Annotated in this window: 16 protein-coding genes; 4 read left to right on the forward strand and 12 right to left on the reverse strand. The window is 70.8% G+C overall.

What is annotated here, in order from left to right:
- Nucleotides 1–102: 102 nt before the first annotated feature.
- A complete protein-coding gene (adh, locus tag LQ51_RS27155) occupies nt 103–1,608 on the forward strand; it encodes an aldehyde dehydrogenase (RefSeq protein ID WP_046570591.1) in 1,506 nt (501 codons plus the stop codon).
- Entirely contained in the window at nt 1,608–1,955 is a 348-nt protein-coding gene (locus tag LQ51_RS27160; RefSeq protein WP_046570592.1) for a DUF779 domain-containing protein, read from the forward strand. The genes adh and LQ51_RS27160 overlap by 1 nt, the downstream gene beginning before the upstream one ends.
- A gap of 127 nt (nt 1,956–2,082) precedes the next feature.
- On the opposite strand, the gene LQ51_RS31550 is transcribed toward LQ51_RS27160, so the two are convergent.
- The 10 genes from LQ51_RS31550 to LQ51_RS27210 all read right to left on the reverse strand — a co-directional run bounded on the left by LQ51_RS31550 (nt 2,083) and on the right by LQ51_RS27210 (nt 11,691).
- Nucleotides 2,083–2,820, reverse strand: coding sequence for a LamG-like jellyroll fold domain-containing protein (locus LQ51_RS31550; RefSeq protein ID WP_052745082.1), 738 nt, complete (start codon nt 2,818–2,820; stop codon nt 2,083–2,085).
- A gap of 348 nt (nt 2,821–3,168) precedes the next feature.
- A complete protein-coding gene (locus LQ51_RS27170; RefSeq protein ID WP_046570594.1) occupies nt 3,169–3,480 on the reverse strand; it encodes a helix-turn-helix domain-containing protein in 312 nt (103 codons plus the stop codon).
- Nucleotides 3,477–3,869 carry a type II toxin-antitoxin system RelE/ParE family toxin gene (locus LQ51_RS27175; protein WP_046570596.1) on the reverse strand — a complete coding sequence of 131 codons (393 nt, stop codon included), beginning with the start codon at nt 3,867–3,869 and terminating at the stop codon, nt 3,477–3,479. The genes LQ51_RS27170 and LQ51_RS27175 overlap by 4 nt, the downstream gene beginning before the upstream one ends.
- Before the next feature lie 29 nt (nt 3,870–3,898).
- The gene (gene speB / locus LQ51_RS27180) at nt 3,899–4,912 is read right to left on the reverse strand and encodes an agmatinase (protein WP_046570599.1); all 1,014 of its coding nucleotides are present in this window, start codon (nt 4,910–4,912) and stop codon (nt 3,899–3,901) included.
- Nucleotides 4,909–6,111, reverse strand: coding sequence for a saccharopine dehydrogenase family protein (locus LQ51_RS27185; RefSeq protein ID WP_046570601.1), 1,203 nt, complete (start codon nt 6,109–6,111; stop codon nt 4,909–4,911). The genes speB and LQ51_RS27185 overlap by 4 nt, the downstream gene beginning before the upstream one ends.
- On the reverse strand, nt 6,111–7,532 hold the full coding sequence (locus LQ51_RS27190; protein WP_046570603.1) for an NAD(P)/FAD-dependent oxidoreductase: 1,422 nt from the start codon (nt 7,530–7,532) through the stop codon (nt 6,111–6,113). The genes LQ51_RS27185 and LQ51_RS27190 overlap by 1 nt, the downstream gene beginning before the upstream one ends.
- Entirely contained in the window at nt 7,529–8,371 is an 843-nt protein-coding gene (locus LQ51_RS27195; protein ID WP_231605900.1) for an ABC transporter permease, read from the reverse strand. The genes LQ51_RS27190 and LQ51_RS27195 overlap by 4 nt, the downstream gene beginning before the upstream one ends.
- A complete protein-coding gene (locus LQ51_RS27200; RefSeq protein ID WP_046570619.1) occupies nt 8,368–9,279 on the reverse strand; it encodes an ABC transporter permease in 912 nt (303 codons plus the stop codon). The genes LQ51_RS27195 and LQ51_RS27200 overlap by 4 nt, the downstream gene beginning before the upstream one ends.
- 67 nt (nt 9,280–9,346) lie before the next feature.
- A complete protein-coding gene (locus LQ51_RS27205; protein ID WP_046570605.1) occupies nt 9,347–10,501 on the reverse strand; it encodes an ABC transporter ATP-binding protein in 1,155 nt (384 codons plus the stop codon).
- 5 nt (nt 10,502–10,506) lie between these two features.
- Nucleotides 10,507–11,691 (reverse strand): ABC transporter substrate-binding protein, encoded by a 1,185-nt coding sequence (locus LQ51_RS27210; RefSeq protein WP_046570607.1) that lies wholly within the window; start codon nt 11,689–11,691, stop codon nt 10,507–10,509.
- A 209-nt stretch (nt 11,692–11,900) separates the two neighbouring features.
- Between LQ51_RS27210 and LQ51_RS27215 the strand changes: the two genes are divergently transcribed.
- Nucleotides 11,901–12,413 (forward strand): Lrp/AsnC family transcriptional regulator, encoded by a 513-nt coding sequence (locus tag LQ51_RS27215; protein ID WP_046570609.1) that lies wholly within the window; start codon nt 11,901–11,903, stop codon nt 12,411–12,413.
- Here LQ51_RS27215 and LQ51_RS27220 read toward each other — a convergent pair whose 3' ends face one another.
- Both LQ51_RS27220 and LQ51_RS34145 read right to left on the reverse strand, forming a co-directional pair.
- On the reverse strand, nt 12,414–12,602 hold the full coding sequence (locus tag LQ51_RS27220) for a DUF397 domain-containing protein (RefSeq protein ID WP_046570611.1): 189 nt from the start codon (nt 12,600–12,602) through the stop codon (nt 12,414–12,416).
- Nucleotides 12,603–12,621: 19 nt separating this feature from the next.
- The gene (locus LQ51_RS34145) at nt 12,622–12,987 is read right to left on the reverse strand and encodes a Scr1 family TA system antitoxin-like transcriptional regulator (RefSeq protein ID WP_046570613.1); all 366 of its coding nucleotides are present in this window, start codon (nt 12,985–12,987) and stop codon (nt 12,622–12,624) included.
- Nucleotides 12,988–13,220: 233 nt separating this feature from the next.
- On the opposite strand from LQ51_RS34145, the gene LQ51_RS27230 reads away from it, so the two are divergent.
- Nucleotides 13,221–14,567, forward strand: a complete 1,347-nt coding sequence (locus tag LQ51_RS27230; protein ID WP_046570615.1) for an aspartate aminotransferase family protein — start codon at nt 13,221–13,223, stop codon at nt 14,565–14,567.
- The last annotated feature ends 43 nt before the right edge of the window (nt 14,568–14,610 follow it).

Below are 14,610 nucleotides of genomic sequence, written 5' to 3' on the forward strand. Positions count from 1 at the left end.
GCCAGCTCGCCCAGGAGTACGACCTGCCCCGCGCAACGTCGCTGCAACGTCCCCGAAACTAGCGTCGGCGCCGTCCACCCCCCACGGACGGCGGAGGTACCCATGACGCGCTACGACGCCCCCACCCACTGGCAGTCCCGCTACGACCACTACATCGGCGGCGACTACGTGAAACCGCACGGCGGCCGGTACTTCGAGAACCCCACCCCGGTCACCGGAGAGACCTTCTGCGAGGTGGCCCGCGGCACCGCCGAGGACGTGGAGAAGGCCCTCGACGCCGCGCACGGCGCCGCCGACGCGTGGGGTCGCACCCCCGTCGCCGAGCGCTCGCTAATCCTCAACCGGATCGCCGACCGGATGCAGGAGAACCTGGAGTCCCTGGCCATCGCCGAGACCTGGGACAACGGCAAGGCGGTACGCGAGTCCCTGGCCGCCGACATTCCCCTCGCGATCGACCACTTCCGCTACTTCGCCGGCGCCATCCGGGCCCAGGAGGGCTCCCTCGGCGAGCTGGACGACGACACCGTGGCGTACCACTTCCACGAGCCGCTGGGCGTGGTCGGGCAGATCATCCCGTGGAACTTCCCGATCCTCATGGCGGTCTGGAAGCTCGCCCCGGCGCTGGCCGCCGGCAACGCCGTGGTGCTCAAACCCGCCGAGCAGACGCCCGCCTCGATCCACTACCTGCTCTCGCTGATCGGCGACCTGCTCCCGCCGGGCGTGCTGAACGTGGTCAACGGCTTCGGTGTCGAGGCGGGCAAGCCACTGGCGTCCTCGCCCCGGGTGGCGAAGGTGGCGTTCACCGGCGAGACCACCACCGGGCGGCTGATCATGCAGTACGCCAGCGAGAACATCAAGCCGGTCACCCTGGAGCTGGGCGGCAAGAGCCCGAACGTCTTCTTCGACGACGTCAGCGCCGCCTCCGACGACTTCCGGGACAAGGCGCTCGAAGGCTTCACCATGTTCGCCCTCAACCAGGGCGAGGTGTGCACCTGCCCGTCCCGGGCGCTGATCCAGCAGGGCCACTACGCCGACTTCCTCGCCGCGGCGGTGGCGCGTACCGAGGCGATCGTCGCCGGGCACCCGCTCGACACCGACACGATGATCGGTGCGCAGGCCTCCAACGACCAGCTCGAGAAGATCCTTTCCTATCTGGACATCGGGCGGCAGGAGGGCGCCCGGGTACTGACCGGAGGGTCCCGCGCCGACCTGGGTGGCGACCTGTCGGGCGGATACTACGTGGAGCCAACCATCTTCGAGGGCGACAACTCGATGCGGATCTTCCAGGAGGAGATCTTCGGACCGGTGGTCTCGGTGACCTCCTTCGCCGACCTGGACGACGCCGTGAAGATCGCCAACGACACCCTGTACGGGCTCGGGGCCGGCGTGTGGACCCGGGACCTGAACACCGCGTACCGGGCCGGGCGGGCGATCCAGGCCGGCCGGGTCTGGACCAACTGCTACCACGCCTACCCGGCGCACGCCGCGTTCGGCGGGTACAAGCAGTCCGGCATCGGCCGGGAGAACCACAAGATGATGCTGGAGCACTACCAGCAGACCAAGAACCTGCTGGTCAGCTACTCCGCCAAGAAGCTGGGCTTCTTCTGATGGGTGACCCGGTCACCCTGACCCCCGCGGCGGCCGACCTGATCCGGTCGCTGCGGGGGCAGCACGGGCCGCTGATGTTCCACCAGTCCGGCGGCTGCTGCGACGGCAGTGCCCCGATGTGCTTCCCCGCCGGCGAGTTCCGCACCGGCGGATCGGATGTCCTGCTCGCGGCGCTCGCGGTCGACGGGGTGCCCGAGCCGGTCGAGTTCTGGATGTCCGCCGCCCAGTGGGAGCTGTGGAAGCACACCCGGCTCACGGTCGACGTGGTGCCGGGCCGCGGCAGCGGCTTCTCGCTGGAGGCCCCGGAAGGGGTCCGCTTCCTCATCCGCTCCCGACTCGCCGCCTGACGACCGTGCCGGCGGGCCGGAGCTGGTCCCCGACCGACGGCCGTGCCGGTGAGCGGGAGACTGGTCCCGGACCGACGCCGTGCCGGTGAGCGGGGAGCTTGTCTCCGCTCACCGGCACCGGCCCGGGTCAGCCGACGCTGAACACCACGTTGTCCAGCTCGCCGCGGAACTGGTCGTTGTTGGTCAGGCCGGCGCCCTTGGCGCCTACGCTCACCTTCGCGGTGTTGCTGATGTCCATGCTGGCGTCCCCGGCGTAGGGCACCGGCGCGTTGGCGCCCACCGTGATGGTGAGCTGAGTGCCGCGCCGCTTGCACTGCACGAAGGTCCAGCCCTTGTCGGCGATCGAGATCCCGCTGTTGAGCCGCACCTCATACCAGGTGCCCGCCCGGAAACCGGAGATCCGGCAACCCGGCACGCCGTTGTCCGCCTGGAGCTTCCACTGGCTGCCGGTCGTCGTGTAGACACCCTTCTGCACCAGGTTCGCCCCGGCGGTGACCTGACCGGCGGTCAGCTTGACCAGGGCGCTGATGGTGAAGTCCTGGCTGCCCGGATTGAGGTTCGCCGCGTGCGGCACCTCGATCACCGCGCTTCCGGCGGCCGGAAAGGCAACCGCCGGGCTGCTGCCGGTGCCGTTGGGCCGGGTCGCGCGGGACAGGCTGCCCGGTGCGTTCACCGCCAGGCAACCCGAGTCGCCCGGCGTGGCCACGTCGGCGAAGCACCCCGACGTCCACGGTCCCGGCTCGACCTGGCCGGTCGGCGTGGCGTCGAAGTCGAGGCGCAGCTGCTCGGTGGCGGCGTACGCGGGCCCGGTGTCCATCAGCACGGCGGCGGCCAGGGTGGCGGCGCCCAGAGCGAGTGCGGACATGGTTCGACCCATGAAGGTCCTCCGAAGAGTTGTGCCGCGGTCCCCCGTGATGGCCGCAGCGTCCCCACATGATCGGGACCCGAACAACCGCTGTCAATGCCCACCGCCCGCCGCACGTCAGTCGTCGCAGGCGTACCCGTCGCCGTCCCGGTCCGAATCGTAGATGTCGTCGCCGATGACACGGATCGGTCCGGTGACGTACGCGGGGCCGTTGCCGCTGCCGCCCGCACAGTCGTCCAGACGCCGACGGTCGCCGGAACTGCCACCACCTGGCGATCCCGATGGACGATCGCCGGAGCTGAGGTCACCGGTCGGCGGGGCCTCAGCGCCCCGGGGACCATCGACGCCTCAGGCGATCTGCCGGAGGTCGTCGCCGTAGTCGAAGATGATCCGGAGCTTGGCGCCGAGGGCGTTCGCGTACCGCGCGAGGGTGGCCACCTCGTTCACGTCGAGGTCGCCGTTCTCGATCTGGCTCACCCGGCCCGGCGTAACCCCCATCAGCTCCGCGACCTGGCGCTGTGTCAGACCCAACCGCTTCCGCTCCTCAGCCAGGTGGAAGGCGCTCACCCAGGCCTCGGTCCGGGCACGCTCGTGCGCGTAGGCCGCGTCGTCACCGCCGAGCTCGGCCCGCACCTCGTCCCAGTCATAGAATTCCGTCACCGCTCCCCCCTCCGCTCGCGCTCGTGGTCGAGCCACGTCTTGTAGGCGACCTCCGCCGACGGGATGCTCTGCTGATACCACCGACCCCAGTTCCGGGCCTTGTTACCGGCGACCAACAACACGGCCTGCGACCAGGGGTCGAAGACGAACAGGATGCGGATCGCCACGTCCCGGCCCGACCGGGGCCGGAGTTCCTTCAGGTTGTGGATACTGCTGCCGCGGAGTGTGTCGACAAGTGGCCGTCCGAGTCCGGGACCGGCCTCGGCCAGCTTGTCCACGGCCACTCGTACGCTCTCATAGGAGTCCGGGTCGCTCCGCCGCAGTTCGCGCAACCACTGGCGCACTTCCCCGGTGACCCGGACCGACCAAGATCCGCCTGCCGTACCCACCTGTTGACTATAGCTCTAACTAAACCTTCTCACCGGCCGTCGAGGAGGGGTTGGGTGGGGTTCCAGGGTGGGGCGCCGGCGGCGTCACGGCGGCGGCGGGCGATCGCCGACAGTGCCTCCAGGACGACCCGGTTGCCGAGGAACGCGGTGATGTCGGCGTGGTCGTACGGCGGGGCGACCTCGACCACGTCGACCCCGACCACGGGCAGTTCGTTGCAGCAGCGCCGGACGGCGTCCAGGAGCTGCCGCGAGGTCAGGCCGCCCGGTTCCGGGGTGCCGGTGCCGGGCGCCATGCCGGGGTCGACCACGTCCACGTCGACGGAGAGGAAGACGCCCTCGCACTCGTCGACCGCGATCCCGAACGCCTCGGTGAGGCAGCTGTCCAGCCCGCGCGCGACCAGCTCGGTCATCTCGTACGAGCGCATCCGCTGCCCGGCCATCCAGGCCAGCGTCGACGGGCCCGGCCAGTAGCCGCGCAGGCCGATCTGGAGGAAGCGGTCGCCGCGTACCGCGCCGGACTCGATGAGCCGGCGCATCGGCTGGCCGTGCCCGTGCAGCGAACCGAACTCGATGTCCCCGGTGTCGGCGTGCGCGTCGAAGTGGACCAGCGACACCCGGCCGAGTCCGTGGTGCCGGGCCACCCCGGTGGCGTCGGGCAGGGCGATGGAGTGGTCGCCGCCGAGCACGATCGGGATCGCCCCGGCGGCGGCGGCCGCGTGCACGGCGGTCTCCAGTGCGGCCAGCGAGCGTTCGATGTCGCCGGAGAACATCTCCACGTCGCCCGCGTCGTACACGCGCAGGTCCCGCAGGCCGTCGACGCGCAGCGCCAGCGACGGGCGGGAGCCGTCGTGCGGCAGGTAGCAGGCCTGCCGGATGGCGGACGGGCCGAACCGGGTGCCGGGCCGGTGGGAGGTGCCGCCGTCGAAGGGCGCGCCGACGATCACCACGTCCGCGTCGGCGTAGGTGACCGGCTCCTCCAGGGTGCAGGGCGGTACGCCGAGAAACGTGATGTCGGGGCCGTACATCGGGCCGTAACGGGTCACCGTTCCTCCATCCCCCAGGGCGAGCCGTAGGCGGTCAGCAAGTCGAGGAAGGGCAGCGGGGGCAGCGCCTCCGGCCCGAGCACCCCGCTGCCGGACCAGGCGCCGGTGGCCAGCAGTTCCAGCGCGACGACCGGGTTGACGGCGGTCTGCCAGACCACCGCCTGGTGGCCGTACTCCGCCATCGACCACTCGTTGTCGACCACGTGGTAGAGGTAGACCCGGCGGGGCCGGCCGTCCACGCCGGTGCCGGTCACGTACGTGCCGGCGCAGGTCTTGCCGCGCATCCGGTCGCCGAGGGTGGCCGGGTCGGGCAGGCAGGCGGCCACCACGTCGCGGGGCGCGACCGAGGTGCCGCCCACCCGCACCGGCGTGACCGCGTCGAGGCCGAGCTTGTGCAGCGTCTTCAGCACCTCGATGAACTCGTTGCCGAGGCCGTACTTGAAGGTGACCCGCTTCGCCTCGATCCAGCGCGGGATGAGCAGCACCTCCTCGTGCTCGACGTTGACGCACTCGACCGGGCCGATCCCGGCCGGGAAGTCGAACACCTCCGGCTCGGAGAAGGGCGCCGTGGTGTACCAGCCGCGGCCGGTCTCCCAGACCACCGGCGGGTTGAGGCACTCCTCGATGGTGGTCCAGATGGAGAACGACGGCGCGAAGTCGTAGCCGTCGACGGTCAGGTTCGCCCCGTCGCGTACCCCGATCTCGTCGATCTCGGCGAAGAGTTCGTCGGCGGCGTAGCGGGCGAAGACGTCGGAGAGGCCGGGCTCCACGCCGATGCCGCAGAGCGCCAGCCGGCCGGCTTCCGTCCAGGCGGCGGCCGCCGCGAACTGCTCGTCGCCGAGCTTCACGCCGGTCTCCGTGTGCGGCGCCGACGGGTGGGGACGGGACAGGGACATCGCCATGTCGAGGTAGTCGGCCCCGGCGGCGAACGCGCCGTCGAAGATCGGCATGACGAAGCGCGGGTCGACCGCGTTGAGCACGTGGGTGATCCGGTGCTCCCGGCAGAGCGCGGCGACCGCGTCGGCGGAGGAGGCGTCGACGGTCGCGGCGACGAACCGGTCGCCGTGGCCGGCCACCGCCCGCGCGGCGCGGGCAGGGTCGTAATCGGCGACGACCATGGCGTCGAAGAAGGTACGGCGGGCGGCGATGGCGACGGCGGCGGAGCCGACGCCGCCGGCGCCGACGAGCAGGATGCGCATCAGGAATCGAACCCCAGTCCAAGACGATCGAGAGTACGGAGCCAGAGGTTGCGCCGGCCCTCGTGCGCGTCGGCGCGGGCGAGCGACCAGCGGGTGAGGTGGATGCCGGCGGCCCGGACCGGCTCCGGCGGGAACGGCAGCGGCTTGCGGCGGACCAGGTCGAGCCGGGTCAGCGGGGTCTCCTCGCCACCGAGCAGGTCGAGCATGACCCGGGCGCCGAAGCGGGTGGCCCCGACGCCGAGCCCGGTGAACCCGGCCGCGTACGCCAGCCGCCCCTCGAATCCCGTGCCGAAGAACGCGCAGAACCGGGTGCAGGTGTCGATGACACCGCCCCAGCGGTGGCTGAACCGCAGCCCGTCCAGTTGCGGGAAGGTCGTGAAGAAGTGGTCGGACAGGGCGGTGAAGGTGGCCGTCCGCTGTTCGAGCGAGGGCGCCATCCGGTTGCCGTAGTGGTAGACCGCGTCGTAGCCGCCGAACAGGATCCGGCCGTCGGCGGTGATCCGGTAGTAGTGGAACTGGTTGCCGGTGTCGGCCAGCCCTTGCCGGTTGGCCCAGCCGATCGCGTCCCGCTGGGCCGGGGTCAGCGGCTCGGTCATCAGCGCGTAGTCGTAGACCGGCACCAGCCAGGCGCGCAGCCGGCGCAGCAGCGGCGGGAACGCGTTGGTGGCGAGCACCACCTGCCGGGCCCGGACCGCGCCCGGAGCGGCGTCCGCACCGCCGGCCGTGGTCGCGCGCAGCGCGCCGCCGTCCCGGGCCAGGCCGGTGACCCGGGTGTGTTCGTGGACGCGTACGCCGAGGTCGAGGGCGGCCCGGCGGAGTCCCCAGGCCAGCCGCGCCGGGTCGAGCAGGGCCACCCGGTCCCGGTCCCACAGCCCGCCCAGGTACGTCGGCGAGTGCACCTCGGCGCGTACCTCGTCGCGGTCGAGCAGCCGGACGTCGTGGCCGTACCGGCGGGCCAGGTCGGCGTCGGCGGCCAGCCCGGCAAGCTGGTACGGCTCGACGGCCACGGCCAGTTCACCGCTGCGGTCGAAGTCGCAGTCGATGCCGTACCTCGCGACGGCCGCCGCGATGGCGTCGAGGTTTTCCCGGCCGAGCCGGTCCAGCTCGGCGATCTCGCCGGGGAACCGGTCGACGCCGTTGGCCAGGCCGTGGGTGAGGGACGCCGCGCAGAAGCCGCCGTTGCGCCCCGACGCCGCCCAGCCGCAGGTGCCGGCGTCGACCAGGAGCACGTCCCGATCCGGGTCGGCCTCCTTGGCCAGCAGCGCGGTCCAGAGGCCGGCGTACCCGCCGCCGACGATCAGCAGGTCGGCCTGGTGCGGGCCGGCCAGCGGCGGCAGCGGGTCGGGGCGCTCCGCCCGGTCGAGCCAGTACGGGACGGGCGCGGCGTCGGCCAACGCCCGGCCGGTATGCGGGAGGATCATGACGCGCTCTTCGGCGCCCCGACGGCCGCGACGGGCGCCGCGAGAGCCGCGCGCCGGGCCCGACGGCCCTGGAGCGAGCTGGCCCCGACGACCGCCAGCGCGATCACGAACATCGCCGTGCCGATGACGTTGACCTGGGGTGGGATGCCCTTCCCGGCGGCGCCCCAGACGTACATCGGGAAGGTGACGGTGGTGCCCGAGTTGAAGTTCGTGATGATGAAGTCGTCGAAGCTGAGCGAGAAGGCCAGCAACGCGGCCGCCACGATGCCGGGCAGCACCAGCGGCAGGGTGATCCGCCGGAAGGTCTGCCACTCGTTGGCGTACAAATCCATGGCCGCCTCCTCGAGCCGCCGGTCCATGCCGGCGAGGCGGGCCTTCACGGTGACCACGACGAACGACACGCAGAACATCACGTGCGCGATGACGATGGTCCAGAAGCCCAGCGGGATCTGCGCGGCGACGAAGAGGGCGAGCAGCGAGGTGCCCATCACCAGTTCGGGGGTGGCCATCGGCAGGAAGATCAGCCCGTTGATCCCGGCCCGGCCCCGGAAGCCGTGCCGGACCAGGGCGAACGCCATCAGAGTCCCGAGGACGGTGGAGATGACCGTGGCGATCAGGCCGATCTCGATGCTGCGGATGACCGCGTCGCGCATCTCCAGGGTCGGGAAGGGATGGGTCCAGTTGTCCAGGGTGAACTCGTGGAAGTCGTAGGACAGCCGGCTGGAGGGCCGGTTGAAGGAGAGCCCGGCCACCACGATGATCGGCAGCGAGAGGTAGAGCAGGACGAGCAGCGCCACCCCCATCACCCACCGGTCGGCGAGCCAACGTCGCAGTTTCACAGCACCTCCTCCGTGCCGGCCTTGCGCAGGTAGCCGAAGACGATCGCGAGGATCGCCGCCATCAGCAGGAACGACAGGGCGGCGCCCTGCGGGTAGTCCAGCCGGACCAGGAACGCCGAGTCGATCACGTTGCCGATCATGTACTCGTTCGGCGTGCCGAGCAGTTCGGCGTTGATGTAGTCGCCGGTGGCGGGGATGAAGAAGAGCAGCGTGCCGGCGATCACCCCGGGCATGGACAGCGGCAGGGTGACCTTCTGGAAGGCCCGCAGCGGGCTGGCGTACAGGTCGCTCGCCGCCTCCAGCAGGCGCGGGTCCAGCCGTTCCAGGCTCGCGTACAGCGGCAGCACCAGGAAGGGCAGGAAGTTGTAGGTGAGGCCGAGGATCACCGCGAACGGGGTGGCCAGCAGCCGGCCGTCCGGGCCGAGCAGGTGCACGTCGCGCAGCAGCCCGACCACCCAGCCGTTGTCGGACAGGATGGTCTTCCAGGCCAGGGTGCGGACCAGGAAGCTGGTGAACATCGGCGCGACCACGGCGACCAGCAGCAGGTTCTTCCACCGGCCGGCCTTCTGCGCGATCCCGTACGCCAGCGGGTAGCCCATGAGCAGGGCCAGCACGAGCGCGATCGCGGAGTAGCCGAACGAGCGGGCGAGCTGCGGCCAGTACTGCTCGAGCGCGGCCGGGTAGTTGCCGAACGCCCAGGTCATCGCGTACCCGGTGGCGAGCGATCCGCTCGGGTCGTAGAGGCTGGCGGCGGCGAGTTGGAGCAGCGGCAGGGCGAAGAAGACCAGCAGCCAGGCCGCGCCCGGCAGCAGCAGCAGGTACGGCAGCAGCCGGTGCCGCCCCCGGCGGGGGGTCGGCGGCGCTGCCGGCTCCCCCGCCGGGGTGGACACGTGCGCCAGGGCGGTCATGACGCCGACCCGTCCCACCCGACGCCGCCACGGCGGCGCGCCGGGCCGTGCGGTCGGGGGTACCCGCTCATGAGCCGACCCCCACCGGCGGCTCGTCCAGCAGCGGGGCGGTCTGGTCGTCCTCGCCGGGCTCGCGGGGCAGCAGGAAGGCGTGCCGCGGGTCCCAGTGCGCGGTCACCGGGGTGCCGAGGGCGAACCGGCCGCCGACGCCGCTGTTCGCCACGAAGACGGACAGTTCGCTGCCCCAGGCCGTGCGGACCAGGTACTGGGTGCTCACCCCGACGTAGGAGGCGTCGGTGACCACGCCGCCGAGGTGCTGGTGCGCGCCGGGCACCGCGCCGGGGTCGGCGGCCAGGTGCAGCTTCTCGGGGCGTACGCCGAGGAAGACCGGCCCGTGGTCGACGCGGGCGCGGGCCGCCGGCACCGCGAAGCGCGAGCCGTGCGCGGTGACCGGCACCTCGTCGCCGGCCCGTCCGGACGCCTCGCCGGCGAGCAGGTTGGACTGGCCGAGGAAGTTCGCCACGAACGCGGTCGCCGGGTACTCGTACAGGTCGGCGGGGGCGCCGAGCTGTTCGATCCGGCCGGCGTTCATCACCGCGACCGTGTCGGCCATGGTCATGGCCTCCTCCTGGTCGTGGGTGACGTGCACGAAGGTGATGCCGACCTCGGTCTGGATCCGCTTCAGCTCGATCTGCATCTGCCGGCGCAGCTTCAGGTCGAGCGCGCCGAGTGGCTCGTCGAGCAGCAGCACCTGCGGGTGGTTGATCAGGGCGCGGGCCAGCGCGACCCGCTGCTGCTGGCCGCCGGAGAGCTGGGCCGGTTTGCGCCGGCCGTACCCGTCGAGCTGCACCAGGGCGAGCATCCGCTCGACCTGGTCGGTCACCTGGCGGATGCCGCGGCGGCGCAGCCCGAAGGCGACGTTCTCGTGGATGTCCAGGTGCGGGAAGAGCGCGTAGCTCTGGAACACGGTGTTCACCGGCCGCTTGTACGGCCGCAGCCCGGCGATGTCCCGGTCGCCGAGCAGCACCTGCCCGCTGGTCGGTTCCTCCAGTCCGGCGATCATCCGCAGGGTGGTGGTCTTGCCGCAGCCGGAGGCGCCGAGCAGGGCGAAGAAGGAGCCCTGCGGGATGGTCAGGCTGAGGTCGTCGACCGCGGTGAAGACGCCGAACCGCTTGGTCAGGTTGGCCAGCCTCAGGTCGCCGGCCGGTGTCTCGGATGCCATCCTGCTCACGCCCCGATGACCTGCTGGAACTTGGTCTCGTACTCCTTCTCCCGCTTTTCGTCCAGGGCCATGAAGACCTTGGACTTCGACAGCATCGCGTCGTCGGGGAAGATGAGCGGGTTGCTCGCCAGGTCCGGGTCGATCTTCTCCATCTCGGCCTGGGCGCCCTTGACCGGGCAGATGTAGTTGACGTACGCGGCCAGCTTGGCGGCCACCGCCGGGTCGTAGTAGTAGTTGATCAGCTCTTCGGCGTTGGCCCGGTGGCTGGCCTTGTTCGGCACCAGCATGTTGTCCGACCAGAGCATCACGCCGGACTCGGGCACCACGAACTTGATCTTCTCGTCCTCGAAGCCGAGCTGGATCACGTCCCCGGACCAGCCGATGCACGCGGCGATGTCGCCCTTGGCCAGGTCGGGGGCGTAGTCGTTGCCGGTGAACTTGCGGATCTGCTTGCTGTCGACAGCCTTCTTGAGCTTGTTGAGGGCGTCGTCGAACTGGGCCGTGGTGAATTCGGCCGGGTCGTGTCCGTTGGACTGGAGCAGCAGGCCCATCGTGTCGCGCATCTCGGACAGCGCGGTCACCTTGCCCTTGAGGTCGGGGCGGGTGAGCAGCTCGTCGACGGTCCGGATCTCCTTGGTCACCTTGGCGTTGTACGCGAGCCCGGCGAGGCCGGACTGCCACGGAATGGCGAGCTGGTTGTCGCTGTCGAAGGAACGGTTGCGCAGCGAGGGCAGCAGGTTCGCCTCGACGTTGGGCAGCTTGGCCTTGTCCAGCTTCTGGATCCAGCCGAGCCGGATCATCCGGGCGGCCATCCAGTCGGTGAGGACCATGACGTCCCGCCCGGTGGACTGGCAGCCGGCGAGCTGGTTCTGCACCTTGCCGAAGAACTCGTTGTTGTCGTTGACGTCCTCGGTGTACGTGACCTGGATGCCCGACTTGGCGATGAACGCGTCGAGGGTGGGGCGCTTGGCCTCGTCCTTCTCGTCGACGTCCATGTACTGCGGCCAGTTCGAGAACGCCAGCTTCTTCTCCGTCGCGGAGAGGTCCTCGCTCTTACAGCCGGCCTCGGTCTGCTGGGCACCCTTCGTGCCGCAGCCGGCGAGCGTGCCCGCGGTGGCGAGCAGCGCGGCCGAGCCGAGGGTGCCGGTGAGCAGACCACGCCGGGTGAGGGGCCGGAGGGGACTACGCATGTGACGACTCCTCTGGGGGTCATCGTCGGCGGCGGGACGGGGGTGGCACGCCGGCGGGAGGGTCAATGGCGATGGACGACTGATCCTGACATGCAGTGACCTTCCTTACAAGGGATTCCGTTGCGGGAATAGCGATGGACCACGAAATACGCCAGACTGCGCGCGGGCACTACGCTCAGCCCCAAGGATCCGGACAAGCGGGAGCGACGATGGCCAACCGGCAGCTCGAGAACGGAAACGGGACGCGGCGCATCACCGTGCGTGAAGGAGCCAGTCACGCGCTGCTCGACGACGTGGCCAAGCAGATCATCGAGCAGCTCCAGGAGGACGGGCGACGCCCGTACGCGACCATCGGCAAGGCCGTCGGGCTCTCCGAGGCGGCGGTCCGGCAGCGGGTGCAGCGGCTGCTCGACGTCGGCGTCATGCAGATCGTCGCGGTGACCGATCCCCTCCAGCTCGGCTTTCCCCGCCAGGCCATGATCGGCCTGCGCACCGACGGCGACCTGGAGGCGGTGGCGGACAGGCTCGCCGAGTTCGAGGAGATCGACTACGTGGTGATCACCGCCGGCTCGTTCGACCTGCTGGCCGAGGTGGTCTGCCGCAACGACGAGCACCTGCTGGAGATCCTGCAGAAGCTGCGGGGCGTCACCGGGGTGCTGGCGACCGAGGCGTTCGTCTACCTCAAGCTGCGCAAGCAGACCTACAGCTGGGGTACGGCGTGATCAGCGCGCCTTCGCGGCGGCGACGAACGCCCGCCAGGCGGTCGGGGTGAAGGCAAGGGTGGCCCCGTCGCGGTCCTTGCCGTCCCGGACCAGCACCCGGCCGGACAGGTTGTCGGCCACCTCGACGCAGTCGCCGCCGTTGTTGCTGCTGCGGGTGGCGGTGCGCCAGCGGGCGTCGGTCAGCTCCATGTCCTCGCCACTTCCCTGATCAGCTGGATCGACCGGCGGTGGGAAGCGCCTCACCGGTGACGCTCTCCCACCTGCGCTCCAGGTTGGCAACATCCAATGGATCGCTCACGATCTCACCGCGGAGCTGATTGTCCAGATAGGCCACCTCGCTGCCATCCGGCAGCCGGGCGAGCATGAACGGGCCGGCCAGCCCGGTGTGCCACGGACCGTCCGCCGGGATGACCGGACACCTCCCGCACGTCCCGGCGCCCGGGCGCGCCTCCGGGTGCGTTTGTTGTGGCCAGGGCAACCACAAACGCACCCAAAGCTGGGCGGGAGCGATCTCGCCCAACGCGGTGGCGGTAAGGGGCACTGCCCCGACGCCCACCAGCACCAATTGCCCCATCCGGCGCTCGGCCGGCGAGCCCCGACAGCACGGCCACCTGGGGTCGGTCCCGGCCGCCGAGGTGTGGCTACACGGCCGAACACCCTGCGGAATCCGTTGCAGTCGCCGATGCCACTCGCTGAATCCGTTGCACAGAGCCGTAAAGGCTTGCGTTATCAGCACTGCCTATGGGATAACCGTGGGCAGAGCGGCCGGTGTCACCCCGGACCGGCCCGAGACCCGATGAGGCTGACATGGCCAACGCCACCGACCACCTCTGGATGCACTTCACCCGGATGGCCAGCTACTCCGCCGGCGAGGTACCGACCATCGTGCGCGGCGAGGGCGCGTACGTCTGGGACTCGCAGGGCCGCCGTTACCTGGACGGCCTCGCCGGGCTCTTCGTCGTCAACGCCGGCCACGGTCGGACCGAACTGGCCGAGGCGGCCGCCAAGCAGGCCGCCGAGCTGGCCTACTTCCCGCTCTGGTCGTACGCCCACCCGACCGCCGTCGAGCTGGCCGAGAAGGTGGCGGCGCTGGCGCCCGGCGACCTGAACCGGGTCTTCTTCACCACCGGCGGCTCGGAGGCCGTCGAGGCGGCGTGGAAGCTGGCCCGGGCCTACTTCAAGCGCACCGGCCAGCCGAACAAGTACAAGGTGGTCAGCCGCTACATCGCCTACCACGGCACCTCGATGGGGGCGCTGTCGATCACCGGCCTGCCCGGCATCAAGAGCGACTTCGAGCCGCTCGTGCCCGGCGGCATCAAGGTGCCGAACACCAACTTCTACCGGGCGCCCGAGCACGGCGACGACCCCGAGGCGTTCGGCCGGTGGGCGGCCGACGAGATCGGCCGGGCGATCGAGCGGGAAGGGCCGGACACCGTCGCCGCTGTCTTCCTGGAGCCGGTGCAGAACTCCGGCGGCTGTTTCCCGCCGCCGCCCGGCTACTTCCAGCGGGTCCGCGAGATCTGCGACGCGTACGACGTGCTGCTGGTCAGCGACGAGGTGATCTGCTCCTGGGGCCGGCTCGGCGAGTACTTCGGCGCCAACCGGTACGGCTACCAGCCCGACATCATCACCACCGCCAAGGGCATCACCTCCGGGTACGCCCCACTCGGCGCGATGATCGCCAGCGACCGGCTGATGGAGCCCTTCCTCACCGAGACCGGCATGTTCGCCCATGGGGTGACCTTCGGCGGCCACCCGGTCTCCTGCGCGGTGGCCCTGGCCAACCTGGAGGTCTTCGCCCGCGAGGACCTGATCGGCCACGTCCGGGCCAACGAGGCGGCGTTCCGGTCCACCCTGGAGAAGCTGACCGACCTGCCGATCGTCGGTGACGTCCGGGGCGACGGCTACTTCTACGGCATCGAGCTGGTCAAGGACAAGACGACCCGGGAGACCTTCGACGAGGCCGAGTCCGAGCGGCTGCTGCGCGGCTTCCTCTCCACCGCGCTCTTCCAGGCCGGGCTCTACTGCCGCGCCGACGACCGCGGCGACCCGGTAGTGCAGCTCGCCCCGCCGCTGATCGCCGACCAGCAGCAGTTCGACGAGATCGAGCAGATCCTGCGCGGCGTGCTGACCGAGGCATGGTCGCGCCTCTGACCGGCGGCTCAGGGGCGGCCGGGACCGACCGGTCCCGGCCCGG

The sequence above is a fragment of the Micromonospora sp. HK10 genome (genome assembly GCF_000982955.1).
Classification (GTDB): domain Bacteria; phylum Actinomycetota; class Actinomycetes; order Mycobacteriales; family Micromonosporaceae; genus Micromonospora.